Below are 26,566 nucleotides of genomic sequence, written 5' to 3'. Positions count from 1 at the left end.
CGGTTGGGACTTTCCGTTTACCAGGTATCGATACAGGGGCGCTTCTTGCCATCGCGGCGGGACGGTGTGGGCGTGCAGGCCCGGCCACGCGCGATCCAGTCGCGGGTCTCCAGCGGGTCGATCACGGCGTCGATCTCCAGGTGGCTGGCCGCGTTCATTGCGTTGCCGTTCTGGTACATCTTGTCGACCATCGAGCGGAAGGTGGCTTCGCGCTCTTCCGGATCTTCGATCGCGTCCAGCATCTTCTTGGCGCTGATGCGCACCGCACCTTCGATGCCCATGGCGCCGTACTCGCCATTCGGCCAGGAGGCGGAGAATACCGGCGCGGAGTAACCGCCACCGGCCATCGCCTGGGCGCCGAGGCCGTAACACTTGCGCAGAACGACGGTAAACAGCGGTACGGTCATATTGGCTGCGTGGACGAAGATGCGGGAGATATGGCGCACGGTGGCGTTTTTCTCCGATTCCGGTCCCACCATGAATCCGGGCGTGTCCACCAGGGAAATCATCGGGATATCGTGGGCATCGCACAGCTGAATGAAACGCGCCAACTTGTCGCCGGCCGGGGCATCGATGGCGCCACCGATAATGCGCGAATCGTTACAGAACAGGCCGTAGGGCTTGCCTTCAATGCGCACCAGCGCGGTGATCATGTTCTTGGCGAAATCTTTGCGCAGTTCCAGTACCGAACCCACATCGCACAGCGTCTCGATCACTTCGCGGATGTCGTAGACCGCCATGCGGTTTTCCGGGATCAGGTGGCGCAGCTTGCGTTGGTCTTGGCTTTCCCAGCTGTCCAGGTCGCCCTGGAAGTAGGACAGGTACTGTTTGGCCACTGCCACGGCTTCGGCTTCGTCTTCCACCAGCACGTCGATCACGCCGTTGGGGCTCTGCACCGATACCGGGCCCACCTCTTCCGGGGTGCATTTACCCAGGCCACCGCCTTCGATCATCGCCGGGCCGGCCATGCCGATGCTGGCCTGTTTGGTGGCGATGGTCAGGTCGCAGACACCGAACAGTGCGGCGTTACCGGCGAAGCAGTTGCCCGCGACGATGCTGACGGTGGGCACCAGGCCGCTGAGTTCCCCCAGGGCAGTGAAGGTGTGGATGTTCAGGTAGCCAACACCGGGGTAGTCGGTATCGGACGGACGGCCACCGGCACCTTCGGCGAACAACACCAGCGGCAAACGCCACTTCTTCGCCACTTCCAGCAGGCGGTCGGTTTTCTTGTGGTTGACGAAGCCCTGGGAGCCGGCCATCACGGAGTAGTCGTAGGCCATCACCGCACAGCGGGCGGCTTCGCTGCCAAACTGTTCGGCATTGACGGTACCGACGCCGGTAATCTTGCCATCGGCGGGACTGAGTTCGATCAGCTTGTCGAGATCGTCGCCGTGCTTCTTCCGCTGTGCCGCCACGGCCAGCTGACCGTATTCATTGAAGCTGCCTTCATCGACCAGATCATCGACGTTCTCGCGCGCGGTGCGCTTGCCGACATCGTGGCGCTTGGCCACCGCTTCCGGGCGGCTGGCATCGAGGGTCTTGTCGCGGCGTTTGAAGAACGCGGCCAGGTCGTCGCGAATATGGTCGAGGTCGATCTCCATCTCGGAGTGGACGCGCTCGAGAGATACATCGCCCGGCTGGATGATCGCCAGCAGCTGATGTTCGTCGATGATATCGCCGGCTTCGTGCACCAGCACTTCGGTGATAACGCCGTCGTGCTCGGACTTGACCGGGATCTCCATCTTCATCGCCTCGATGACGGCGATTTCCTGGCCGGCCAGCACCTCGTCGCCGGCGCTGACGTTGACGCAGACCAGGGTGCCGGCGGTCGGCGATTTGAGCGCTTCACAGCCGGCCGGAATCGTCACAGCCTGTACTTCTTCGTCGGCGCCACTGGCGGCTTCGAAGAAATGCTCGTCGTGCGCACCCTCGCTCAACAGCTCGGCGATATGGGCTTCGACGAATTTGGTGTTGACCCGGTTGCCCTGCACCTCGTCGCGCAGCAGCAGGTTCATCAGCAGCGTCTTGTTGCTGCTGACGCCGTCAATATTGAGCGCCTGCAGGCTGCGATAGACCTTGTTCAGCGCCGCGCCGTAATCTTCGCCTTTGGCAATTATCTTGGCGCCGAGTGAATCGTAGCTGGGGCTCACTTTGTAGCCGGCGTAGAGATAGTCGTCGACGCGGATATTGTGGCCGTTCGGCACCTGGTAAGACTTGATGACGCCGGAGGCGGGCTTGGCGCTGCCGTCGGGCAGCATTTTTTCCAGGTTGATACGCGCTTGGATGGCACAGCCGAGCTTCGGCGGCGCCTGGGTAAGTCCCAGCTCTGACAGGGTCCTGCCGGCAGCCAGCAGTATCTGGTATTTGACCAGGTTGAGTCCGGTGATCTCCTCGGTAATGGTGTGCTCCACCTGAATCCGCGGATTGACCTCCATGAAATAAAAATTGCTGTGGTCGTCGGCGTCGAGCAGGAACTCGAAGGTGCCGAGCCCCTGGTACTTCACGTCGCTGGCCAGGCGCAGTGCCGCCTCGATGATCGGCATGCGCGTGTCGTCGTCGAGGCTCGGGCTGGGGGCAATTTCCAGCAGCTTCTGGTTGCGTCGCTGCAGGGTGCATTCGCGCTCCCAGGCGTGGATCACCTCGCCGGTGCCGTCGCCGAGGATCTGCACCTCGATATGGCGGGCGTGCTGTACCAACTGTTCGACATACAGCTCGCCGCTGCCAAAGGCGATGGTCGCCTCTTCGCGGCACTGGTTGTAGGCGGTTTCCAGCTGCTCGTAGTCGGTGACCGGGCGCATGCCGCGACCGCCGCCGCCGGCGAGCGCCTTGATCATCACCGCGGCACCGTCACCGAGCGACTTGAAGAAAGCCTGTACCTCTGCGAGGGAACAGCTCTTGTTGATGCCGCTGGTCAGCGGTGTATCGGAGCGAATCGCCATTTCGCGCGCGATCGCCTTGTTGCCGAGCTGGTCCAGCAATTCGGCGGACGCGCCGATGAAGGTGATACCCTCATCGGCACAGCGGCGCGAAAAGGCGCTGTTTTCGGACAGGAATCCATAGCCGGGATGGACCGCATCACAGCCGTGCTGTTTGGCGACGGCGATCAGCTGCTCGATATCCAGATAGGCCTTTACGCCACGGCCACTCAGCTGCACCGCCTGATCGGCTTTCTTGGTGTGCAGCGACTGGCTGTCGTCTTCAGCGAAGACCGCCAGGCTGGCGATCCCCATATCGGCACAGGTCTGAGCGATGCGGATCGCGATTTCGCCGCGGTTGGCGATCAGGATCCTTTCGAAAACTTTACTCATACTTCTTGCTCTAACTCCACCTTGCGGATTTTGCCGGTCGGGGTCATCGGCAGCTGGTCCTTGATGCGGATTTCCGGCACCTTGAAGATTGCCATGGCGTCTTTACACCAATCGCGCAGTGACTCTTCGGTCTCCTCGAAGCCGGGCTTGAGGGTAAGGAAGGCAACCGGCACCTGGCCCTTTTTCTCGTCCGGGCGGCCGACGACGCCGCAGGCGCCCACCGCTGGGTGTTGACCCAGCATAGCCTCGACCTCGGTCGGAAACACGCTCATCCCGTTCACCTTGAGCATCTCCTTGCGGCGGCCGAGATAGCGGAAGTAGCCCTGCTCGGTCAGCATGCCGAGGTCGCCGGTGCGGTACCAGCCGCCGTCGAGGAACAGGGTTTCATTGACGTCGGGCTTGTTCCAGTAACCCTTCATCATCGTCGGCGTGCGCACCAGGATCTCGCCCTCGCTGCCCAGCGGCAGCAGCTCGCCGGTCTCGAAATCGCAGATCTTGATCTCGTTGCCCGGGACCGGCAGGCCGAGGAAGGCGGGCTCGATCGACAGGTCGAAGTCGTCGTCCTGGAACCCGGCGGTGAAGGTGTCGCAGGTGTGGGTTTCGGTCATGCCGTACGCGGTTTCGAACAGGGTTGCCCCCGTCAGTGCGCGCCAGCGCTGCCGGTAGTCGTGGTTTAGCTTCTTGATGAACGAAATACAAGGCGTGGTGTTCAGTGAACTCAGGTCGTACTTGTCGTGATCCGGGTGATTCAGGATCTCGTCGACACTGTCGACCAGCACGCAGGAGAGATTGACCTTGTAGTGCTGCACCAGCTCCATAAATGCCACTGCATCCCAGCGGGCCATCAGCACGAGGGTGGCGCCGCTATAGATCGGCATCAGCAGCCCGGTGTTCTCGCCGGCAATCCAGAATTCCGGCAGGAAATTCAGCATCACCTGATCGGTGCCTTCGGGGCCGACCTCGCCGAACACAATCGGGTAGAAGGCGGCCATGGTGCCGATCATGTTGCGTTGGGTGTGCATGACGCCTTTCGGCAGGCCGGTGGTGCCGCTGGTGTAGTTCAGCGCGGCCAGGTCATCGAGGCCCGGGGTGTAATCGAGCGGCTCGGCCGGAGCGGCTTTTACGGCCGGCAGGAAATCGACGATCGGGTCAACGAGTTCCACTTTCGGCGCCAGGAACAGGTCCGGCAGGGTGGCGGTCGGGTTCTCCGGGGTCAGCTCGGCATAACTGGTGGCGAGCAGGTGTTCGATACCCAGCTTTTCGCACACCGGCTGCATGATCGGCAGCAGCGCATCGAGACAGAGCGCGACTTTCGGCTGGCTATCGCCCAGTTGGTGCAGCAGCTCCATTTCCTTTGACAGCGGGCTGACCGGAATGTGCACGGCGCCGCATTTGAGGATGCCGAAGTAGGCGATATGGAATTGCGGGCAATTGGGCATGAATACGGTCACGCCGTCACCGGGCTGAATGCCGTAGCTGCGCAGTAGATTGGCGAAGCGGGTGCTGAGCTCATCCAGTTCGGCGTAGCTGAGATCGTAGCCGTAGAAATGGATGGCGGGCTTGTTCGGGTTTACCCTGGCCCATTCCGCCAGGTATTCGGTAACCGGCTTTTCGCCGTGCGGGTACAGCGGAGTCTGGGGGGCGCCTTGCGGCCAGTTGGCCTGGTGCAGTTCACGGACCTGTTGCAGGTAGGCTTGTTCGTTCATCATCGGCCTCTTCTTATTTATATGCGCTGAAGTTGGATCTTCATTGCAGTTAACCTCACTTTATGGACTGTAAGCCCTCCATTGCCTATTAGCCGTCTCGCAGTACTTTCCGATCTGGGGGGAAGTACCTGAATGTGGAAGGACGTTAGTGGTCCCGTCGTTCGGTGGTTTAAACGCATTGCGCCCCAGGGTCGGATATCCCGCCCGATAGCAGGGGAGACCAGAGGTAGAATCTGGCGCTGACACTGGTGCGCAAGGCTATTACACGGCCTAAAAGTACAGTTACTGTAAATATGTGTCAACAGGAATTCTGTGCCTGGTGTAAGTGGGCCGTGACTGCTTTAGACTAAAAATGGCTGACACGGCTTTTAACCTTTGCGCGCGGCGCCTTATTATTGATTTTTTGGCTAAGTCTCTCGCGCACTGTGTGCGGTTCCGTCAATAATGGTGACTGGAGTCGGGGTCGTGGTCAGAATTGCAATAAAAGTGAATCCGCACAGGCTTCAGGTCATTTATTTTTAGGTTGGGGCAATGAATTTACGCGAGCGCAAGAAGCAGCAGACCCGGATGCGATTGCTGGAAATAGCCGAACAGCTGTTTTCAGAGCTGCCGTATGAAGAGGTGATGATCGACGAGATCGTGGCCAGGGCCGATATCAGCCAGAAGACCTTTTTCAATTACTTTCCGAGCAAGGCTTACCTGCTCGAAGAGCTGCTGTTGAACTGGTTGCGGGAAGTCAACGTCTGGAGCCACGAAAGCGAACTGGAACTCAACCTGAAATCGGCCATAGTGCCGCCGAACATTGATGAGATTCAGGACTGGATAGTCAAGCACCGCCGCATATTGCAGATGATCATGTATCACACGGACCTGTTCTCTTCAGTCTATTTTTCCGGCGATGCCCCTGCGGGCAAAAACCTGTTGTTCCCGCCGTCGTATCGCAAACCGAGGATGGAGCGGGTGCAGAAAGCCCAGTCACTGGGAATCATCCGCCCCGATATTTCCGCCGAGCTGGTGTGTGACATGTACGATTGGCTGCGTGTCGATGTCGTGCAGCGGTGGCTGGCGCTGCCGGACGAGCAGGCCACGGCGGAGGGATTCAAGAAAAGTTACGATGAGGTGGTCGAGGTGCTGTGCCGGGGCTTCGAACCCCAGCCGGTTACCGTTGCTGCCGACGCCTGATAAAGCGATGCCGACACGCGACGCTTGGTGTCGCGTCGCGCGCCGGCCGCGGTGGCCGGTTACAGATAGAATGCACCGGCCATGGCGATGCCGATCAGTGCGGCGAAGATCGGGATCAACACCGATACGATGAAGATCTCCTTGTAAGACTCCTTATGGTTGGAGCCCATAATGGTCAGGAAGGCGATCACGCCACCACAGTGCGGCAGTGAATCCAGGCCGCCGGAAGCCATTGCCGCCAGCCGGTGCAGTACGTCGGCGGGGATGCCCAGCTCCAGGTAGGACTGCCCCATCGTCTGCAGGAAGATCTGCAGGCCGCCGGAAGAGGAACCGGTGATACCGGCAATCACACTGACCGAACTCAACAGTGACAGCAGCGGCGACATATCCAGATTGAGCATGGTGTCGACGAACCACTGGAAACTCTCGGTCTGCGACACGACGCTGCCGAAGCCGATCACGATCGCGGTATTGAGTACCGGCATTACCGCATTGTTGGCACCTTCGCCGATCACGCTGACCACAGACTGGCGCGCCTTCGGCAGCAGCAGGATGATGGCGAACCAGCCCACCACCAGGCAGATTACCGGCCAGAAAATCGGCTGTTGTTTGGCATAGGTGACCACGCTGGCGACCAGCGAGCCGGACTGCGGATCGACAAACTTGCCGAGCACGGTTGGCAGTGCGATCAACCCGAGTACCACGAGCAGTGGCAGTGATGACGGCAGCCAGTGCGGCAGGCGATCATCGTGCGGCACCTGGTCGTCCTGCGGCGCCAGGTCTGCCCCAATACCGCCACCGCTCAGCGCCAGGCGCTTGCGCTGGCTTTCCAGATACCACATGCCGAGTCCAAACATGACCAGGCTGCCGATAAAGCCAATGACCGGTGCGGCATACAGGTCAGTTTCGAGCGCCGCGGCGGCCAGCACGTTATTGAGCGACGGCGTGCCCGGCATGGCAGTCAGGGTAAAGGTGCCGGCCCCCAGCGCCACTGCGCCGACCATCAGGTGCTTCGGGATCCCGGCGCGCTGGATCAGCTGCTGGCCCAGGGCGTTGACGGAAAACAGTACCACGAACGCGGAAACGCCACCGTAGGTCAGCACGGCGCAGGCCAGTGCGATGATCCACAGCGAGCGGTGTGCGCCTAGTTTTTCTGCCAGCGTGTGCGCGATACTGGATGCAGCGCCGCTGTGCGACATCAGCGCACCGAACACTGCTCCGGCGACAAACAGCAGGAAAAATCGCCCGAAGAAGGTGAAGGCACCCAGCTTGCCGAAGGCGAAATATTCATTCAGCCCCGTGGCGACATCGATGTTGTTGGTGACCAGAACGATCAGCGTACTGATCAAGCCGGCGACGATAATGTTGACGCCGCGCAGGGCCATCAGGATCAGCGCCAGCAGGGCGATGACTAGTCCGAAAACTCCCATAGAACACCTCTTTTTTATGCTTTGGGAAAGTGGGAATCAGGGTTGGGTTGTTAAGAAAGGCGTGCCCAGGCACGCCTTTTCGGGCAAGGGGCCGAACCTACGGCCGATAGTCCCGAAACTTTTTGCCTTCAGTGGCTAATTTTTCCAGCAGCGGTGCGGGCTTGAACCAGGTCTCGCCATAGCGCAGCTGTTCGCGGTACTTGTTCAGACCCGCCAGTACTCTGTCCAGGCCGATTTCGTCGGCGTACTGCATCGGGCCGCCGTGATACAGCGGGAAGCCGAAACCGTAGGCGAGCACCACATCGATATCGCCGGAGCGCGCGGCGATGCCTTCCTCGAGAATGCGGGCGCCCTCATTGATGATCGGATAGATGGTGCGCTCGAGAATTTCTTCGTCACCCAGTTCGCGCTGTTCGATAGCAAATTCTTCGGCGGCAGCGGCGGCGATCTGCAGCACTTCCGGATCTTCATGCCGAGACCGTCCCTCGTAGAGATACAGGCCGCGACCGCTTTTCTGTCCGAAGCGCTCCAGCTCGAACAGCTTGCGCGGCACCGCACAGTAAGTCGGATCCAGATCGACGGTGTGCGCTTTGCGGTCGGCGCGGGTCTGCACGACGATATCGATCCCGGCCAGGTCGACCACCGATGGCAGGCCCATCGGCATGCCGAAGTCGGTGTGCACCCGGTCGATCTGCGCCGGTGTGGCGCCCTCGAGCAGTAGCGCCATGGATTCGCGCACGTAGGGTTCGGTGGCGCGGTTGCCGATAAAGCCCCAGCACACGCCGGAGACTACCGGCACTTTTTTGATTCGTTGCGCCAGCTGCACGGCGGTCAGTAGCGCATCGTCCGCGGTCTGGTCACCACGGACGATTTCCAGCAGTTTCATGACATTGGCGGGACTGAAGAAGTGCAGGCCGATGACATCCTGTGGGCGATTGGTGACGGCTGCAATTTCGTCCACATCCAGCGTCGAGGTATTGGTGGCGAGGATCGCGCCGGGCTTGCAGCTTTGCTCCAGTGCCCGGAATACCTTTTTCTTGATGTCCATGTTCTCGAATACCGCCTCGATCACCAGATCGGCATCGCCCAGGTCGGCGTAATCGGTGGTGGTCTGCAGCAGTGCCATGCGTTGGTCCAGCTGTTCGCTCGACAGGCGCCCCTTCTTCACGGTGTGTTCGTAATTCTTGCGGATAACGCCGATGCCGCGTTGCAGTGCTTCTGCGTTCAGATCGAGGATGATCGTCGGGATACCGGCATTGAGGAAATTCATCGCGATACCGCCACCCATGGTACCGGAACCGATCACCGCTACCTTGCGGATATCGCGCACCGGCGTGCTGTTGGCATCGATACCGGGGACCTTGCCGACGCTGCGCTCGGCGAAAAACAGATGCTGCTGCGCGCGGGCCTGGGGCGTGTCGAGGCACTGCATAAACAGCGCGTTTTCCCGTTGCAGTCCTTCCGCCAGTGGCAATTCGCAGGCCGCTTCTACCGCCTGAATGCAGCGTTCGGGCGCGTAGTAGCCGCGGATCCGGGGCGCGATTGAAGCGCGGTATTCGGCGAAATAGTTGTCCGCCAGCTCGCTGGTATCGACGGCCATGTCCGCGCAGCGGCGCTTGGGTGCGGACTCGGCAAACAGTTGCCCGGCATAGGTTGCGGCCGCCTCGACAAAATCGGTTTCGGCATCGTGCAGACGGTCGATCACGCCGGCGTCGCGCAGCTTCGCGGCCCTGTAAGGGCGACCACTGGTGATCATTTCCAACGCCAGCGGCACGCCGGTAAGGCGCGGCAGACGCTGGGTGCCGCCGGCACCCGGTAGCAGGCCGAGATTGACCTCCGGCAGGCCGAGCTTGGCAGTCGGGAGCGCAATGCGGTAATCACTGGCCAGCGCCAGCTCGAAGCCACCGCCGAGTGCTAAGCCGTTGATGGCGGCGATGACGAGTTTGGGTGCGGCTTCGATGGCATTGCACACCTGTGGCAGGTCGGGCTCGCGCAGGGCACCGCCGGTGGCAAATTCGGTGATATCGGCGCCGCCGCAGAAAACCTTGCCGCTGGAAGCCAGCACAATGGTATCGACCCCGTCGTCATCGATGGCGCGCTGCAAGTTAGTCAGCAGGCTCTGACGCAGAGCCTGGCCGAGGCCGTTGACCGGCGGCTGGTTGAGCGTGATTACCGCGGTCCGGCCGCGGATCTGATACAGGGAGGCGTTACTCATGGTACTGCATTCACTACTGTCTGATCGGGTGTGCCGGCTGCTGCCGGGGCACCGATACTGCGCGCGTGAGCTTCGTCCGGATAACAGGGTTACCCGGCGCGAACTCCCGCAGCGATACATCGACCATCTCGTCCTGAGTAGCCGGTTTCTTTTCGGGGCCAGCTCGAACAGCAACCTGCGGTGAGGCCCGGCAGGGCATCCGACACTGGCCCGCGGTTCAGGCCGTTATTGCTGCTCGGCGATCGCTTCGAGGGCGAGCTCGGCCAGTGGGCCGACATATTTGCCCATCTCGGCGGCGTTCTTGTTGGACGCGTTGCCGTCGACTGCACGCTTGGCGACGCCCTGTATGATTGCCGCCAGGCGGAAGAAGCTGAACGCCACATAGAAGCTGAAGTTGTCGATCTTCTCGATGCCCATCCGCTTGCAGTAAGTCGCGACATACTCCTGCTCGGACGGAATACCGAGCGCGTCCAGATCCTTGCCGAGCAGGCCCGATACCTTACCGATCGCCGGCATGCGCATCTGCATGCACAGGTAGCCGACGTCGGCGAAAGGGTGGCCGAGGGTGGACAGCTCCCAGTCGAGCAGGGCGATGGCGCGCGGCTCGGTCGGATGCAGCATCAGGTTGTCGAGGCGGTAGTCGCCGTGTACCAGGGAGACGCGGCCGTCGTCTTCGGGAATGTTGTCGGCGAGCCAGGTCATCAATTGTTCCATCGGCTCGACACGCTCCAGCTCGGAGGCGCGATACTGGCTGCTCCAGCGATCGAACTGGCGCTGGAAATAATTGCCGGGCCGGCCGTAGTCAGCGAGCCCGACCTTGTCGACGTCGACCAGGTGCAGCGCGGCGAGTACGCGGTTCAGTTCGTCGTAGATGGCAGTGCGCTCCTCCTTGCTCACTTCCGGCAGCGCCGCGTCCCAGAAAATGCGGCCCTCCAGGAATTCCATCACGTAGAACATGGAACCGATGATGTCGCGGTCCTCGCACAGGTGATACACCTTGGCGACCGGTACATCGGTATCCGCCAGTGCCTTCAGTACCCGGTACTCCCGGTCCACCGCGTGGGCGGACTTCAGCAGCTTGCCCGGAGGCTGGCGGCGCAATACGTAGACGCCGGATGCGGCGGTAATCTTGAACGTGGGGTTGGATTGCCCACCGGAGAATTTCTCCGCGCTGATCGGTCCCTTGAAGCCCTCGATATGTGCTTCCAGATAGGGCTGCAGCGCGGCCAGATCCAGGTTTTCAACGGCGCGGGTCATGCTTGTTCTCCGGATTCGTTGCGTTCACAGATATCGCGGGACAGGTTGCGACCCAGCTGCATCATGTGCACCTGGTCCGGGCCATCGGCCAGGCGGATCGAGCGGGCCAGGGTATAGGCGCGGGCGAGGAAGGTATCCTGGCTGACACCGGCGGCGCCGTAGATCTGGATCGCGCGGTCGATCACCCGGCAGCCCATATTCGGGGCGACAATCTTGATCATCGCAATCAGGTCCTTGGCCGCCTTGTTGCCACCCTGATCCATTTTTGCCGCCGCCTTGAGGGTCAGCAGGCGGGCCTGTTCGATGTCGCAGGCGGACTGGGCGATGTCTTCGCGTACGGACTGCTGCTTGATCAGCGGGCGGCCGAAGGCGACCCGGTTCTCGGCGCGGGTGCACATCAGTTCCAGCGCGCGCTGCGCCAGGCCGATGGTGCGCATGCAGTGATGGATGCGGCCCGGGCCGAGACGGCCCTGGGCAATCTCGAAGCCGCGGCCCTCGCCCAGCAGCAGGTTACTGGCCGGCACGCGCACGTTGTCAAAAACCATCTCCGCATGGCCCTCGGGAGCGTCGTCATAACCGAACACTTTCATCGGCCGAACGACGGTCACTCCCGGGGTGTCGGCGGGAACCAGAATCATCGATTGCTGGATGTACTTGTTGCTATTGTCCGGATCGGTCTTGCCCATCACGATGTAGATCTTCGTGTGGTTATTGCAGGCTCCGGAGATGTACCACTTGCGACCGTTGATTACATAGTCATCGCCGTCGCGCACGATCGAGGTGGCGACGTTGGTGGCGTCGGAGGACGCCAGTTCCGGCTCGGTCATTGCAAAGGCGGAACGGATTTCGCCGTTCAACAGCGGCGTCAGCCACTGTTGCTGCTGTTCCTCGTTGCCGTACTTGGCCAGTACTTCCATATTGCCGGTGTCCGGCGCGTTACAGTTGAAGACTTCGGAAGCCCAGTAGACCCGACCCATGATTTCGGCCAGCGGCGCGTACTCGAGGTTGGTCAGGCCGGGGCTGAACTTGCCGTAACTCTGCGGCAGAAACAGGTTCCACAGGCCGGCGGCCTTGGCTTTTTCTTTCAGTTCGGCCAGCAGCGCCGGCGGCTCCCAGCGATCGCCCTCCGCAACCTGCTGATCCCACAGCGCTTCGTTGGGGTAGATGTTCTCATCCATGAAATCCAGCAGACGTTGGCGCAGCTCTTGTACTTTTGGGGAAAAATCAAAATCCATCACGAGCTCCTCAAAGGGTCGGTTTAACTGTGCGTGATCGACTGCAGGCGCTCCGGTGTGTCCAGATGCGGAACCTGATTGAAGCCGGTCACATAAGTTTCGCTTGCGGTATAAAAACAGTGCGTGATCGCCGCATTGCGGCTCTGCATGTTGAGGTTGACGAGCGTTTCGGCACCGAACCCCATCAGTTGGCTGAGCGCCATGCTGATGGCGCCGCCCGAAGTTGAGACCAGCGTGCGACCGCCCCGGCGGGCGAAGTCGAGCGCTTCGGCGACCCGTTGCCGGAACTCGTGCCAGCTCTCCTGCGAGTCGCAGGGCGGCAGGCGATCCTCGGCCCAGGCCAGCATCGCCGCGCGCAGGCAGCGATAGACCTGCCGCAGGTCACCCCAGTCATCGACCGCCTGATCCGGGTGGGCGTCACCAAAGCGTTGCAGCAGCGCCTTGAAGTCGAACTCGTTGAAACCGACGTGGGTTTCGAGCTGCGGCGGCTGCTCGAGCGCCGCGCAGATTGTCTCGGCGGTCTGGTGATGACGCACCATCTCGCCGCAGATAACACGGTCGAAAGTGATATCGCGCTGCCGGAAATACTCCCCGAGCCAGCGACACTGCTGAAAGCCCAGTTCCGACAGCTGATCGTAGTTGGGGCTGCCGAACGAGGCCTGCCCGTGCCGGACAAGGTAAAGCTCTGCCATGGGAAGCCCCGCCGTTCGATTAACCTAGTGAGAGGCGCCGTCAGGCGACCTCGAACAGGCCGGCCGCACCCATGCCGCCGCCAATACACATACTGACCACCACGAATTTGGCGCCGCGGCGCTTGCCCTCGATTAGCGCGTGGCCGACGAGACGTGAACCCGTCATGCCGTAGGGGTGGCCGACGGAGATGCCGCCGCCGTTGACATTGTAGATTTCCGGATCGATGCCGAGGTGGTCGCGGCAGTACAGCGCCTGTACCGCGAAGGCTTCGTTCAGCTCCCACAGGCCGATGTCGTTGATGCGCAGGCCGTGCTGCTTGAGCAGCTTCGGAATCGCGTAGATCGGTGCGATACCCATCTCCTCGGGGGCATTGCCGGCCACGGCGATACCGCGGTAGATGCCCAGCGGCTCGAGGCCGCGCTGCTCGGCCAGCTTGCGCTCCATGACCACGCAGGCGGAGGCGCCGTCTGACAGCTGGCTGGCGTTGCCGGCGGTAATCACGCCGCCGTCGATCACCGGATTCAGGCTCTGCAGGCTTTCCAGTGTGGTGGACGGGCGGTTGCCCTCATCGCGATCGAGGGTGACCTCGCGATAGGAGACCTCTTTGGTCTCGCGGTCCTGCACCGCCATGGTGGTGGTGAACGGGACAATTTCGTCGTCGAACTTGCCGGCCTGCTGTGCCGCCGCGGTGCGCTGTTGTGACAGCAGTGCAAATTCGTCCTGGGCTTCACGGCTGATGTTGTAGGCCTTGGCGACATTTTCCGCCGTCATCAGCATCGGCATATAGGCGTGCTTTTCTTGACGGATCACGTTTTCATCGCTGGCTTCGCCCACCCACTTGAAGTAGTCCGGTTGCACCGCGGTGATGTTTTCCTGGCCACCGGCCAACACGATGTTTTGCTGGTCGACGATGATCTGCTTGGCCGCCATACCGATGGCCATCAGGCCGGACGAGCACTGGCGGTCGATGGTCTGGGCGGAAACGGTATTCGGCAGGCCGGCGGCAATGACTGCATTGCGAGCGACGTTCATGCCGGCGGTGCCGGCGCAGAGCACGGAGCCCATCACCGCGTCATCGATCTCGGCACCGTCGACGCCGGCACGAGCAACGGCGTGTTTGATACAGTGGCCGAGCATGGTCGGGGACTTGGTGTTGTTGAGAGATCCACGAAACGCTTTGCCCATACCGGTACGCGCGGTGGATACGATGACAGCTTCTCTCATGGCCTGGCTCCTTAATTTGCAATTCAAGGTGGGGCTCCGAACCGGTGTCAGGCAGCCATTGCTGGTCTATGGACCTGGTCGGAGAACCCCTGATGAAGGCGAGAATAAGGCCTGTATTGGTATTTCTGTAATTTATTAGGGTGATGCGTCATTATTTTCAGTGATTATCTGTGCTCCTGGCTGGGAGCGCCTCAACAGCATTGCGGCCCAGTGGCCGGGCGGCTTTGCCCGACCTCTGCCGAAGGCGCTATCCTTGCCATTCGCTTTGACGGAGGCAGGTAGATGGGTGGTGAACTGGATGTACCCGCGCTGGCGCAGTCGCTCGGCGAGGAATTGCAGAAGCGGAATTGGTTCTGTACTACGGCCGAGTCCTGCACCGGGGGCGGCATTGCCGCGGCGATCACTGCGGTGGCAGGGGCTTCCAACTGGTTTGAAGGGGCGGTGGTCAGCTATGCCAATCGCATCAAGTGCGACCTGCTGTCGGTGTGCGCGGAGGATCTGGAAACCTTCGGCGCCGTGAGCGAACAGGTGGCCAGGCAGATGGCCAGCGGTGCACTGGCGCTGATGGACGCCAATGTGGCGGTGGCGGTCAGCGGTATCGCGGGCCCCGAAGGGGGCAGTGACGAGAAGCCGGTGGGCACCGTGTGGATCGCCTGGGCCCACGCCGAGGGGCAGGAACCGGTGGATATCGACGCGAAATGTTTCCATTTTTCCGGCGATCGCGCCCGGGTGCAGGCGCAGACGATAGCCGAGGCGCTGCGGGGGATGCTGGCGCTGGTGCAGGCACATCCGGCATAGCCGATTACTGGTTGCTTATACAGTAATCCTTCGTTAAGCTTGCCCGCAACTAACAACATTCAAATACACGGGAAGGGTCATGGATTCCAACAAAGACAAGGCACTGCAGGCGGCGCTGTCACAGATCGAGCGCCAGTTCGGTAAAGGTACCGTCATGCGTATGGGGGACAAGGAGCGCGAGCGTATTCCCGCGATCTCCACCGGCTCCCTGGGCCTTGATGTGGCACTCGGTATCGGCGGCCTGCCGCGCGGCCGTATCGTCGAGATCTACGGCCCGGAATCCTCTGGTAAAACCACCCTGACCCTGCAGGTGATTGCCGAAGCCCAGCGCAAGGGCGGCACCTGTGCCTTCGTCGACGCCGAGCACGCGCTGGACCCGATCTACGCGGAAAAGCTGGGCGTGAATGTGGATGAACTGATCGTGTCCCAGCCGGACACCGGTGAGCAGGCACTGGAAGTGGCCGACATGCTGGTACGTTCCGGTGCCGTGGATGTGCTCGTGGTCGACTCGGTGGCCGCACTGACTCCGCGTGCCGAGATCGAGGGCGAGATGGGTGACTCCCACGTGGGCCTGCAGGCACGCCTGATGTCCCAGGCGCTGCGCAAGCTGACCGGTAACATCAAGAACACCAACACCCTGTGTGTGTTCATTAACCAGATCCGCATGAAAATCGGCGTGATGTTCGGTTCCCCGGAGACCACCACCGGCGGCAATGCACTCAAGTTCTACTCCTCCGTGCGTCTGGATATCCGCCGTATCGGCTCGGTCAAAGAGGGCGATGAAGTGGTGGGCAACGAGACCCGCGTGAAAGTGGTCAAGAACAAGGTGGCGCCGCCGTTCAAGCAGACCGAGTTCCAGATCATGTACGGCCAGGGTATCAATCTGCTCGGCGAGATCATCGACTACGGCGTCAAGCTGGGCCTGATCGACAAGGCCGGCGCCTGGTACAGCTACAAGGGCGACAAGATCGGCCAGGGTAAGGCCAATGCGGTCAAGTTCCTGAAGGAAAACCAGGAGATCCGCGACGAGATCGAGGGGCAACTGCGCGCGCAGCTGCTGGGCGATCTGGTGCCGGCCAAGCCTGAAGCGGCCCTGGAATCCCCGGAAGAGTAAGCCCGGTAGAGCAATACCGGAATAACAGGCCCGGAAGGATAAGTGTCTTTTTCTGACAGTTCCCCCGCGACCGAGAATGCTCAGGCGCTGTTTGGCGCGGCGCTTGAGCTGCTTACCCGTCGCGAGCACTCGCGCCTCGAACTGAGGCGGAAGCTCGCGGACAAATTCCCCAACGCCGACTTCGACGCGCTTTTCGAGCGCCTGCGCGAACTCAACTACCAGTCCGACCAGCGTTTCGCCGAGGTCTTCGCCCGCTCGCGGGTGCAGCGCGGCCAAGGGCCGCTGCGCGTCCGCCGCGAGCTGCAACAGCGCGGCATCGACAATCAGCTGATCGCCGCTGCGCTGGAGCAGGTCGAGGCCGACTGGTTTGCGCTCGCCGCCGAGCAGTTGCAGCGCAAGTTCCGCTCGCCGGTCAGCGCCGCCCTGCCGCGTGAGCGGCAGCTGAAGGAGCGTGCGCGGCGGAGCCGCTATCTCGCTTACCGCGGTTTTCCCGCCGATGCCATCAACTGGGCGCTGGACGCAGACGAATCCGACTTATACTCTGACCTGTAGGAGCGGCCGGCAGCGATCGGAGCAGTGCGCACTCGATTGCGGCAGGGGCCCTCCCGCGGATGATGAGAGCAAAAATAATAAGCGCGAGACGTCCTATGATCCTGTCCATCGACCAGGGCACCACCGGCACCACCGCCTTTGTCTTCGATACCAGCGGCGCCCTGATCGGCCGCAGCTACTCCGAACTTCCGAACTACTATCCCCGGCCCGGTTGGGTCGAACAGCAGGCCGATGAGATCTGGCAGGTCACGCTGCGCGTCTGCGCCGCGGCGCTGGAGCGCGCCGGCATCAGCGCGACCGACCTGACCGCGATCGGCATCACCAACCAGCGGGAGACCACCATCCTGTGGGACCGCAAGACCGGCGAGCCAGTGTGCCCGGCCATTGTCTGGCAGTGTCGCCGCTCGGCGGATATCTGTACTGAACTGGCCCGCGCCGGTCAGGGCGACTGGCTGCGCGAGCGGACCGGTCTGGTGCTGGATGCCTATTTCTCCGCCAGCAAATTGCAGTGGCTGTTTCGCGATCGCCCGGAACTGCTGGACCGCGCCCGTGCCGGCGAGCTGTGTTTCGGTACCGTGGACAGCTGGCTGATCTGGAATATGAGCGGCGGTCGCGCCCATCTCACCGATCACACCAATGCCAGCCGCACGCTGTTGTACAACCTGGAGCAGCGCGGTTGGGATCCCGAGCTGCTGGAGTTGTTTGGCTGCCCGGAGTCGCTGCTGCCGGAAATCATGCCGTCCGCCGGCCACTTCGCCGACACGGATCCGGCGGCATTCCTCGGCGCGACGGCGCCTATCTGCGGTGTGGCCGGCGACCAGCAGGCATCGCTGTTCGGCCAGGGCTGTACCCGTCCCGGGGATATCAAGAATACCTATGGTACCGGCTGCTTTATGTTGGCCTATGCTGGTGCCGAGCGACCGCAATTGCCCCGGGGGCTGCTGGCGACCATCGCCTGTGATACCAGCGGCGCTCCCGCCTATGCGGTCGAGGGGGCGGTCTTCACCGGAGGTTCCGCGGTGCAGTGGTTGCGCGACGAGATGGGGCTGATCCAGCAGGCAGCGGAGACGGAAATGATCGCGCAGAGCGTGCCGAGTACCCGCGGTGTCTATCTGGTGCCCGCGTTCAGCGGCCTCGGCGCGCCGCACTGGGATCCATCCGCGCGCGGGACTATTTGTGGCCTGAGCCGCGGTGCCGGCCGCGCGGAGTTGGTGCGCGCCACGCTGGAGTCCATCGCCTACCAGAGCGACGAGCTGGCACAGCTGATGAGTGAGGCGCTGGGGCTGTCGATCAGCCATATGCGCGTCGATGGTGGTGCCAGCGCCAATAATTTCCTGATGCAGTTCCAGGCCGATATCTCCGCGCTGCGTGTGGAGCGGCCCAGGCAAATTGAATCCACGGCCGTCGGCGCGGCGTTACTGGCCGGTATCGGTGCCGGTATCTGGTCTCCGGGTGATTTACCCGAGAGCCTGCTGGAGATAGAGCGGGATTTCCTGCCGCAGATGTCCGCGGAGAAACGGGAGGAATTGCTCAGTGGCTGGCGCAGGGCGGTGACTGCCTGTCGGGCGTTTTAAGGGGGCGGCCATCCGTGGGGCGGCCTATCCGTGGGACGACCTATCCTCTAAGCAAAGGAGGTGAATAACATGTCCGTTAACGAAGAGCTGCAACAGACTATCGCCGATATGGTGGATGGCCGGCGGGGCATCCTGGCCGCTGACGAGAGCAGCGGCACCATCGCCAAGCGGTTCGATTCGATCGGCGTTGAGTCCACCGAGGAAAACCGGCGTTTCTACCGCGCCGCGCTGTTGTCCGCCGAGGGGCTGGGCGAGTATGTCAGTGGTGTCATCCTGTTCGAGGAGACACTTGGCCAGGTCGATGACGCAGGCACACCGCTGCCCGAGCTGGCGGCGGCGCAAAAGATAGTTCCCGGTATCAAGGTGGATAAGGGCAAGGGGCCGTTGCCCGGCGCCAGCGGCGACATGATCACCTACGGCCTGGACGGGCTCGCCGAGCGACTGGCGGGCTACAAGGAGCAGGGGGCGCGTTTCGCCAAGTGGCGCGAAGTCTATCCGATCAGCCCCGATAACCCGACGCGACTCGGTCTGACCGCCAACGCCGAAATGCTGGCGCGCTACGCGGCGGTCTGTCAGTCCCACGGCGTCGTGCCCATCGTGGAACCCGAGGTATTGATGGACGGCGATCACAGCATCGAGCGCAGTGCCGAAGTCAACGAGCAGGTATGGCACGAAGTCTTCCACGCGCTGCACCGGCATGGTGTCGTGCTGGAGCAGATGTTGCTGAAGCCGAGCATGGTGACGCCGGGCAAGGATCGCGACCCGGCGCCGCCGGAGCAAGTGGCGGAATACACCATGCGCAGCCTGCGCCGCGCCGTGCCGGCGGCGGTGCCGAGTATCAACTTCCTGTCTGGCGGGCAGGGGCCGGAGGAGGCCACCGCCAACCTGAATGCGCTCAACCAGTTGTGGCAGGCACCGTGGCAGCTGAGCTTCTCCTATGGCCGCGCCCTGCAGGAGCCGGCGCTGAAGGCCTGGCAGGGTAAGTCCGAGAATCGCCCGGCCTTGCAGCAAGCGCTCCTCAAGCGCGCGCGGCTGAATCACCTGGCGATGCTGGGCGATTACAAGGAGAGCATGGAGCGCGAATAACGCGAATTCGGTTGGTAAGAATAACAAGCACTTGATCGGAGAAAGCGATGGAATTTGTCACACGCGGGAACCGCCTGCACTTCCGGCGCTGGTGGGTGGAAAGGGCGCTCGGTGTCGTGGTGATTTCCCACGGCCTCGGCGAGCACAGCGGTCGCTATCGTCAGCTGGCACGCGATCTGAACCGTTCGGGATACAGTGTCTATGCGTTGGATCACTATGGCCACGGACTGTCGGACGGCAAGCGGGGCCATATCGACGACTTCGCCCATTACAGCGCAGACCTGCACAACTTTATCCGCCTGGTAAAACAGGACAACCCGGGCTGCGGCCTGCACCTGCTGGGACATAGTATGGGTGGCGTCATCGCCACTGGCTGCGCCGTCCGGCATGGCGGTATCGACAGCCTGGTATTGTCGGCCCCCGGCTTTCGCGGCGCCACCGAGCCCGGCGGCCTGGAGCTGTGGCTGCTGCAGCGGCTGGTGAAGCTGTTGCCGAGCCTGGCTCTGCCGAATCGACTCGATATTCGCGGGATATGTCGCGATGAAGCCGTAATCGCGGCTTATCAGGCTGATGAGCTGGTGCACGACCGGGTGTCGCTACAGTGGTTCAGCACGTTTTTGCGCGAGCGGGAATTCCTCTACCCGCGCCTATCGCAGATCACCGAACCCTGCCTGATGCTGTTGCCGGAGGGCGACCGTCTGGTGGATGTGGCCACCAGTCGTGCCTGGTTTGACCGCCTCGGCAGTCGGGCCAAGCAGTTGCATGTCTTCCCGGGCGCCTACCACGAGGTATTCAACGAAGTTGAGGAGGGCGTGCGCGCCCGCGAACTGCTGTTGCAGCACCTCCATTCCCTGTTGCCGACACCGGTGGCCGCCGCGCTCACCTGAGTGCGGCGGCCCGGAGCCGCAGAAGCTGCTGCGGATACGGTGAAAAACCCCATCAACCGTTGTACTATACGCGGTCATTTTTGAGCTGCGGGCACAGGGCTGCGGCCGTTTTGTGGGGTGGAACATGGATAAAAAGTTGCTGAGTCTGTTGGTGTGTCCGGTGAGCAAGGCGCCACTGGAGTACCGCGAGGACACCCAGGAACTGGTATGTAAGGCCAGCGGCCTGGCCTACCCGGTGCGCGACGGTATTCCGGTGATGCTCGAATCCGAGGCGCGTCAGCTGACCGCCGAGGAAAAGCTGGAAAAAAAGTAGTCCGATGACCGAGCCCAGCGTCTTCAGCCGAATCATCTCCGGAGAAATTCCCGTCGAGCGTGTCTTCGAGGACGATCAGTGCATCGTCATCAGGGACCGCTCGCCACAGGCTCCGACCCACCTGCTGATTATCCCGCGCAAACCGCTGACCAATCTGGCCGATGCAGAGGCCGGTGACAAGCCACTGCTGGGGCACCTGCTGTGGGTGGCGGCGGAGCTGGGCAGAAAGCTGGGCCTGGAGGGCTATCGCCTGGTGGTCAATAACGGCCGCAGCGCGGGCCAGACGGTATTTCATCTGCACATTCACCTGCTGGCGCAGAAGAAGATGCCGGAACAGGGGCTGGCCGAATAACCGAATTGCCGAAGCATCGCCCTGGCGATGCCGACCGAACCAATCTCAATTAACGAAGTGGAATTACGCCGGATGAAAAGCGCACAGATTCGCGACGCCTTTCTGAATTACTTTGCCGAGCAGGGCCACACCATTGTGCCCTCCAGCTCCCTGGTGCCGGGCAATGACCCGACCCTGTTGTTCACCAATGCCGGCATGGTGCAGTTCAAGGACACCTTTCTCGGCCAGGAGCAGCGCCCCTATTCCCGCGCGGTCAGCTCGCAGCGCTGCGTGCGCGCCGGTGGCAAGCACAATGACCTGGAGAACGTCGGCTATACCGCGCGTCACCACACCTTCTTCGAGATGCTGGGCAATTTCAGCTTCGGCGACTACTTCAAGCGTGAGGCCATCCAGTTCGCCTGGGAGTTCCTGACCAAGGTACTGAACCTGCCGGAAGAGCGCCTGTGGGTGACCGTTCATATCAGCGATGATGAAGCCGCGGATATCTGGCTGAAGGAAGTGGGCGTCAGCGCCGAGCGCTTTTCGCGCCTCGACGAGGACAACTTCTGGCAGATGGGCGACACCGGCCCCTGCGGACCCAGTTCCGAGATCTTCTATGACCATGGCGCCGATGTACCCGGCGGCCCGCCCGGGTCGGACAACGACGACCTCGACCGCTACATCGAGATCTGGAACCTGGTATTCATGCAGTTCGAGCGCACCGCCGACGGTGAGCTGTACCCACTGCCCAAGCCCTCGGTGGACACCGGCATGGGGCTGGAGCGTATCGCTGCCGTTATGCAGGGCGTGCACTCCAACTACGAGATCGACCTGTTCCAGGCGCTGCTGAAATCCGCCGCTGAGACCGTCGGCTGTGACGACCTGGAAGAGAAGTCTCTGCGGGTGATCGCCGACCATATCCGTTCCTGCTCCTTCCTGATCGCCGACGGCGTTATGCCCTCCAACGAGGGGCGCGGTTTCGTGCTGCGCCGCATCATCCGCCGCGCGGTGCGCCACGGCCATAAGCTGGGCCACAAGGACATCTTCTTCTACAGGCTGGTCGAGGCGCTGGCGGAGCAGATGGGCGATGCCTACCCCGAGCTGCGCGAGAAGCAGCAGATTATCGAAAATGCGCTGCGCAAGGAGGAAGAGCAGTTCGCCAAGACCCTGGACAAGGGCATGGCACTGCTGGAGGAGGCGCTGTCTTCACTCGAGGGCAGTGAGATTCCCGGTGAGCTGGTATTCACCTTGCACGACACCTACGGCTTCCCCACCGACCTCACCCAGGATATCGCCCGCGAGCGCGGCTTGACCCTGGATATGGCCGGTTATGAACAGGCGATGGAAGCGCAGCGGCAGCGTGCGCGCGCCGCGGGTAAATTCAAGCAGGATTACACCGGTACCCTGGATCTGGAAGGCGCGACCGAGTTCCTAGGCTATGAGACGACCGAGGCCGATGGACGGGTCGTCGCCATCGTCAAAGACGGCGAACAGGTTGAGCGCCTGGAAGAGGGCGACGAGGGCGCCGTGGTCCTGGATCGCACCCCGTTTTATGCGGAGTCCGGGGGCCAGGTTGGCGACAGTGGCTACCTGAGTGCCGGCTCCAACCGGTTTGAAGTGAGCGACTGCACCAAGCAGGGCGCCCATCACCTGCACGTCGGCAAGGTATTGCAGGGTGCAATTGCCGTAGGCGATGCGGTGACTGCAGACGTGTCCGCCGATGTGCGCCAGTCCACCGCGCTCAATCACTCCGCGACCCACCTGCTGCACGCGGCGCTGCGCAAGGTGCTCGGTGAGCATGTGACGCAGAAGGGCTCCCTGGTGGATTCCGAGCGGCTGCGCTTTGACTTCTCTCACCCGGAAGCGGTGACGACCAAGCAGCTGCATGCCATCGAAGCACTGGTAAATGCGCAGATCCGTGCCAACACGCCGGTGCACACCGAGGAAACCGATATTGAAACCGCCAAGCAGAAGGGCGCCATGGCGCTGTTCGGCGAGAAGTACGGCGATACAGTGCGCGTGCTATCCATGGGTGAAATCGATGACGGCAGTGCCTTCTCGGTAGAGCTCTGTGGTGGTACCCATGTCAAGCGCACCGGTGATATCGGCCTGCTGCGCATTGTCGGTGAAAGCGGTATCGCTTCCGGCCAGCGCCGTATCGAAGCGGTAACCGGCGCCCACGCGCTGGCATTGTTCGACCAGGCTCAGCAGCGACTGGAGCATGTGGCCACTCTGCTCAAGGCGCGCCCCGATAACCTGGCCGACAAGGTCGAGCAGTTGCTGACCAACAATCGCAGGCTGGAAAAAGAAATCGCGCAACTGAAGACCAAGCTGGCCAGTGGTGCCGGTGGCGATCTCTCCAGTCAGGCGGTGGAAGTGGCCGGGCTGAAACTGCTGGCGGTGTCCATCGAAGGCGCCGATCCCAAGTCCCTGCGCGACCTGGCCGACCAGATGAAGAACAAGCTCGGCAGTGGCGTGGTCCTGCTGGCCGCGCCCGGGGACGACAAGGTGGCGCTGGTCGCCGCAGTGACCAAGGATCTGACCGGTCGCGTGTCCGCGGGTGACCTGATGCGGTTTGCGGCGGCCAAGCTCGGCGGCAAGGGCGGCGGCCGTCCGGACATGGCCCAGGGCGGCGGTACCGATGTCGCTGCACTGCCGGCCATGCTGAAAGAAGTGCCGGGCTGGGTGGAAGAACACCTGAACTAGTTAATTTCGGCCAAATTGGCACCATCTGCCAAATATCAAGTTGATTTCGCCGATATTTGGTGATTTAGTGCGCGGCTTGCGCGAATTGGTACTGCGAGCGCAATACACGGCAGTGGTAAGGAAAGACTGGAACCTATGAGTTTGTTCGTGCAGAAATACGGTGGTACTTCGGTGGGCTCGATCGAGCGCATCGAGGCAGTCGCCGATAAGGTGGCCGCGTTTCGCGCCAAGGGTCACGAGATGGTGGTGGTGCTCTCCGCAATGAGCGGCGAGACCAACCGTCTTATCGATCTCGCTTACCAGATCCAGGAAAAACCGGATCCGCGGGAGCTGGATGTGCTGGTCTCCACCGGCGAGCAGGTCACCATTGCGCTGCTCAGCATGGCGCTGAAAAAACGCGGCTATGACGCCTGTTCCTACACCGGGGGGCAGGTCAAGATTCTCACCGACAATGCCCACACCAAGGCCCGTATTCAGCGTATCGACGTCGAGCGCATGCGCCGGGACCTGGATGCCGGCAAGGTGATCGTAGTGGCCGGTTTCCAGGGTGTCGATGAAGAGGGCAATATCACGACTCTCGGCCGCGGCGGCTCCGATACCACCGGTGTGGCGCTGGCGGCAGCGCTGGATGCCACCGAATGCCAGATCTATACCGATGTGGACGGCGTCTATACCACCGATCCGCGCGTCGTTGACAGCGCGCGTCGACTGGATCGGATCACCTTTGAAGAAATGCTGGAGATGGCCAGCCTCGGATCGAAGGTGCTGCAGATCCGGGCGGTGGAATTCGCCGGCAAATACAAAGTACCCCTGCGTGTCCTCTCCACCTTTGAAGAGGGTGAGGGCACACTGATCAGTCTGGATGAGGAAGACAACGAGATGGAACAGCCAGTCGTTTCCGGCATAGCTTTTAACCGCGACGAAGCCAAGCTGACAATTCGCGGTGTGCCGGATACTCCCGGCGTGGCCTGCCGCATCCTGGCTCCTGTAGGAGCCGAGAATATCGAGGTGGATGTGATCGTCCAGAACATCAGTTCTGTCGATGGCACTACGGACTTCACTTTCACGGTACACAGGAATGACCTCAGCAAAGCGCGAGAAGTGCTCGAGCGGGTCGCGTCAGAGCTGGGTGCGAGAGAAGTGGTCACCGACGACAAGATCGCCAAGGTTTCCATCGTCGGTGTGGGGATGCGCTCACACGCCAACGTCGCGAGCCGTATGTTCAGTGCCCTGGGTGAAGACAATATCAACATTCAGATGATCACCACTTCTGAGATCAAGATCTCGGTGATTATCGATGAGCGCTATCTTGAGCTGGCGGTGCGGGCATTGCACAGCGAATTTGAGCTGTCGGAACCGAGGGACGCGAGCGAGAAGCTATAACCAGAGTGAAGGCGGCCGCGACCCTTCCATAGCAATTTGGTCATTTGGCGTAGAGTCCAACCTGTTGAGATTTTGATCGACTGGTCAATACTGAATAAGGTGATGGGCTGTTTTCGACCTTTTGCGCCGCCGTCCGGTTATGATGACCATAAGCGCAGCTCCAGGGAGCATCCCGCTGCGCTCTATCACAGGATGATCAAGGAGAAGTAGGTAATGTTGATTTTAACCCGCCGGATTGGCGAAACGCTGATGGTTGGTGACAATGTGACGGTTACCGTGCTGGGGGTGAAGGGCAATCAGGTGCGCATTGGTGTAAATGCACCTAAAGAGGTCGCCGTGCACCGTGAAGAGATCTACCAGCGTATTCAGCGCGAAAAGCAATCCTCCGAGGAGGGTGGCAACGAGTAAACGCGCTGTGCGATGGAAAAAGGCCGGGGCTCCCGGCCTTTTTTGTTGGTGCCGAAAGGCCGTCGATGTTTGCTCCAGCCAACGGTAGTCTCGACCGCCATTTGCCAGTTGTTCAATTAGTGACCGATCGGCCTTTGGGTGTCAAAAAGTTATTGATTCCCCATTGATTTTTGTCTCGCCGTTGGTATGATGCCGTCCACTTTCAGCGGTCACCACTCAGTGAGATGGCGGCTGACAGAAGGCCTCGCAGAGAGGTCGCCCTGGGGAACCGGAGTCCGGTGCAGGGCAAAAGATTACAAGGTGAGATGGCCGAGTGGCTGAAGGCGCGCCCCTGCTAAGGGCGTATGGGTTAACACTCATCGAGGGTTCGAATCCCTCTCTCACCGCCATACAAAATCAAAAGGCCCTGCTGGCAGGGCCTTTTGATTTGGAAGGGTCGGAGAGGGTGAGAACCCGCTGGTTCGAGTCGAAGGTGCGCAGCACCGTAGACCAGCGAGCCGGGCGAAGCTAATCCCTCTCTCACCGCCATCTAAGAAACACCCTCTCTTGAGAGGGTGTTTTTTTTGACTCTCGGCACTGTTGCCTAGGGTCGCGGAGCTGAAAAAATGCTCTGCAAACTGCCTCGAAAGCGGCTCTCAAAAATAGTTGAGAAAGTGCTTGCGGGGACAGAAGAGCTCGCTATAATGCGCGCCACCTTGAGCGAAGCCGGCAACGGATTCGCCGCTCCAAAAACCCTATATTTACAGTGTTTTTTGGTGGCGAAAAAGTTCTGAAAAAGAGCTTGTCAGGGTCGAAGAGGTCGCTATAATGCGCGCCACTTCAAGCGGAACCGGAAGCGGTTTCGCGAGGTTGGAAAGAGGCTCTCGAGCCGCTGCGAAAACCTCGAAAAAAGCTGCAAAAAAGCACTTGCTTCAGCAGCCCGGATGTGTAGAATACGCGTCCCGCAGTTAGGGCCTAGCGCTCAACTGAGTTGTTTAAAAATTCGATCAAGCAATATGTGTGGGTGCTTACGGGGCGATGAATCGATACATCTGGCTTCGGCCAGAAAACGATTTATCGGAAGTAAGTAACTCATGTCAATGAATTACGTTTTAATTCCGAGCAAGACTTAAGCCTGATTAGGGACCATATTCCGGTTCTTATGAAAGGCGACTCTTTAAACTG

The 26,566-nt window shown here is 61.2% G+C and carries 20 protein-coding genes and 1 tRNA gene; 13 read left to right on the top strand and 8 right to left on the bottom strand.

Annotation, left to right across the window (positions count from 1 at the left end):
* Window positions 1-17: 17 nt before the first annotated feature.
* On the bottom strand, window positions 18-3,308 hold the full coding sequence (locus BLW36_RS16720) for a carboxyl transferase domain-containing protein (protein ID WP_091391221.1): 3,291 nt from the start codon (window positions 3,306-3,308) through the stop codon (window positions 18-20).
* Window positions 3,305-5,017 carry an AMP-binding protein gene (locus BLW36_RS16715; protein WP_211567242.1) on the bottom strand — a complete coding sequence of 571 codons (1,713 nt, stop codon included), beginning with the start codon at window positions 5,015-5,017 and terminating at the stop codon, window positions 3,305-3,307. The genes BLW36_RS16720 and BLW36_RS16715 overlap by 4 nt, the downstream gene beginning before the upstream one ends.
* Before the next feature lie 528 nt (window positions 5,018-5,545).
* On the opposite strand from BLW36_RS16715, the gene BLW36_RS16710 reads away from it, so the two are divergent.
* On the top strand, window positions 5,546-6,196 hold the full coding sequence (locus BLW36_RS16710; RefSeq protein ID WP_091391220.1) for a TetR/AcrR family transcriptional regulator: 651 nt from the start codon (window positions 5,546-5,548) through the stop codon (window positions 6,194-6,196).
* A 59-nt stretch (window positions 6,197-6,255) separates the two neighbouring features.
* Here the strand turns inward: BLW36_RS16710 and BLW36_RS16705 are convergent, their stop codons facing one another.
* The 6 genes from BLW36_RS16705 to BLW36_RS16680 all read right to left on the bottom strand — a co-directional run bounded on the left by BLW36_RS16705 (window position 6,256) and on the right by BLW36_RS16680 (window position 14,250).
* Window positions 6,256-7,626, bottom strand: coding sequence for a GntP family permease (locus BLW36_RS16705; RefSeq protein WP_091391219.1), 1,371 nt, complete (start codon window positions 7,624-7,626; stop codon window positions 6,256-6,258).
* A 97-nt stretch (window positions 7,627-7,723) separates the two neighbouring features.
* A complete protein-coding gene (locus BLW36_RS16700; RefSeq protein ID WP_091391218.1) occupies window positions 7,724-9,841 on the bottom strand; it encodes a 3-hydroxyacyl-CoA dehydrogenase NAD-binding domain-containing protein in 2,118 nt (705 codons plus the stop codon).
* Between the two features lie 225 nt (window positions 9,842-10,066).
* Entirely contained in the window at window positions 10,067-11,098 is a 1,032-nt protein-coding gene (locus tag BLW36_RS16695) for a phosphotransferase (RefSeq protein ID WP_091391217.1), read from the bottom strand.
* Complete coding sequence (locus BLW36_RS16690) at window positions 11,095-12,333, bottom strand: acyl-CoA dehydrogenase family protein (protein ID WP_091391216.1); 1,239 nt, start codon at window positions 12,331-12,333, stop codon at window positions 11,095-11,097. The genes BLW36_RS16695 and BLW36_RS16690 overlap by 4 nt, the downstream gene beginning before the upstream one ends.
* A gap of 23 nt (window positions 12,334-12,356) precedes the next feature.
* Window positions 12,357-13,025, bottom strand: a complete 669-nt coding sequence (locus BLW36_RS16685; protein WP_091391215.1) for a histidine phosphatase family protein — start codon at window positions 13,023-13,025, stop codon at window positions 12,357-12,359.
* A gap of 40 nt (window positions 13,026-13,065) precedes the next feature.
* Window positions 13,066-14,250: an acetyl-CoA C-acyltransferase gene (locus tag BLW36_RS16680; RefSeq protein ID WP_091391214.1), complete on the bottom strand. Its 1,185-nt coding sequence runs from the start codon at window positions 14,248-14,250 to the stop codon at window positions 13,066-13,068.
* 282 nt (window positions 14,251-14,532) lie between these two features.
* Here BLW36_RS16680 and BLW36_RS16675 point away from each other — a divergent pair, with 282 nt between their 5' ends.
* The 12 genes from BLW36_RS16675 (at window position 14,533) to BLW36_RS16620 (ending at window position 25,791) form a co-directional block, all read left to right on the top strand.
* Window positions 14,533-15,048, top strand: a complete 516-nt coding sequence (locus tag BLW36_RS16675) for a CinA family protein (protein WP_091391213.1) — start codon at window positions 14,533-14,535, stop codon at window positions 15,046-15,048.
* Between the two features lie 79 nt (window positions 15,049-15,127).
* Window positions 15,128-16,162, top strand: coding sequence for a recombinase RecA (gene recA / locus BLW36_RS16670; RefSeq protein WP_091391212.1), 1,035 nt, complete (start codon window positions 15,128-15,130; stop codon window positions 16,160-16,162).
* Window positions 16,163-16,204: 42 nt separating this feature from the next.
* Window positions 16,205-16,714, top strand: a complete 510-nt coding sequence (locus BLW36_RS16665) for a regulatory protein RecX (protein WP_091391211.1) — start codon at window positions 16,205-16,207, stop codon at window positions 16,712-16,714.
* 95 nt (window positions 16,715-16,809) lie between these two features.
* Window positions 16,810-18,288 carry a glycerol kinase GlpK gene (glpK, locus tag BLW36_RS16660; RefSeq protein WP_091391210.1) on the top strand — a complete coding sequence of 493 codons (1,479 nt, stop codon included), beginning with the start codon at window positions 16,810-16,812 and terminating at the stop codon, window positions 18,286-18,288.
* Between the two features lie 69 nt (window positions 18,289-18,357).
* Window positions 18,358-19,374 carry a class I fructose-bisphosphate aldolase gene (locus tag BLW36_RS16655; RefSeq protein WP_091391209.1) on the top strand — a complete coding sequence of 339 codons (1,017 nt, stop codon included), beginning with the start codon at window positions 18,358-18,360 and terminating at the stop codon, window positions 19,372-19,374.
* A gap of 47 nt (window positions 19,375-19,421) precedes the next feature.
* Window positions 19,422-20,261 (top strand): alpha/beta hydrolase, encoded by an 840-nt coding sequence (locus BLW36_RS16650; protein ID WP_091391208.1) that lies wholly within the window; start codon window positions 19,422-19,424, stop codon window positions 20,259-20,261.
* Window positions 20,262-20,385: 124 nt separating this feature from the next.
* Window positions 20,386-20,574 carry a Trm112 family protein gene (locus BLW36_RS16645; protein WP_091391207.1) on the top strand — a complete coding sequence of 63 codons (189 nt, stop codon included), beginning with the start codon at window positions 20,386-20,388 and terminating at the stop codon, window positions 20,572-20,574.
* 4 nt (window positions 20,575-20,578) lie between these two features.
* Complete coding sequence (locus BLW36_RS16640) at window positions 20,579-20,926, top strand: histidine triad nucleotide-binding protein (protein WP_091391206.1); 348 nt, start codon at window positions 20,579-20,581, stop codon at window positions 20,924-20,926.
* 72 nt (window positions 20,927-20,998) lie between these two features.
* Complete coding sequence (gene alaS / locus BLW36_RS16635; RefSeq protein ID WP_091391205.1) at window positions 20,999-23,611, top strand: alanine--tRNA ligase; 2,613 nt, start codon at window positions 20,999-21,001, stop codon at window positions 23,609-23,611.
* A gap of 135 nt (window positions 23,612-23,746) precedes the next feature.
* Window positions 23,747-24,994: an aspartate kinase gene (locus tag BLW36_RS16630; protein WP_091391204.1), complete on the top strand. Its 1,248-nt coding sequence runs from the start codon at window positions 23,747-23,749 to the stop codon at window positions 24,992-24,994.
* 213 nt (window positions 24,995-25,207) lie between these two features.
* Complete coding sequence (csrA, locus tag BLW36_RS16625; protein ID WP_091391203.1) at window positions 25,208-25,402, top strand: carbon storage regulator CsrA; 195 nt, start codon at window positions 25,208-25,210, stop codon at window positions 25,400-25,402.
* Window positions 25,403-25,701: 299 nt separating this feature from the next.
* Window positions 25,702-25,791 (top strand) — tRNA-Ser (locus BLW36_RS16620).
* Window positions 25,792-26,566: the final 775 nt, after the last annotated feature.

Source organism: Microbulbifer marinus, assembly GCF_900107725.1.
Classification (GTDB): domain Bacteria; phylum Pseudomonadota; class Gammaproteobacteria; order Pseudomonadales; family Cellvibrionaceae; genus Microbulbifer; species Microbulbifer marinus.
Note: the sequence above shows the minus strand (reverse complement) of the source record. Positions and strands in the feature narration are given on the sequence as shown.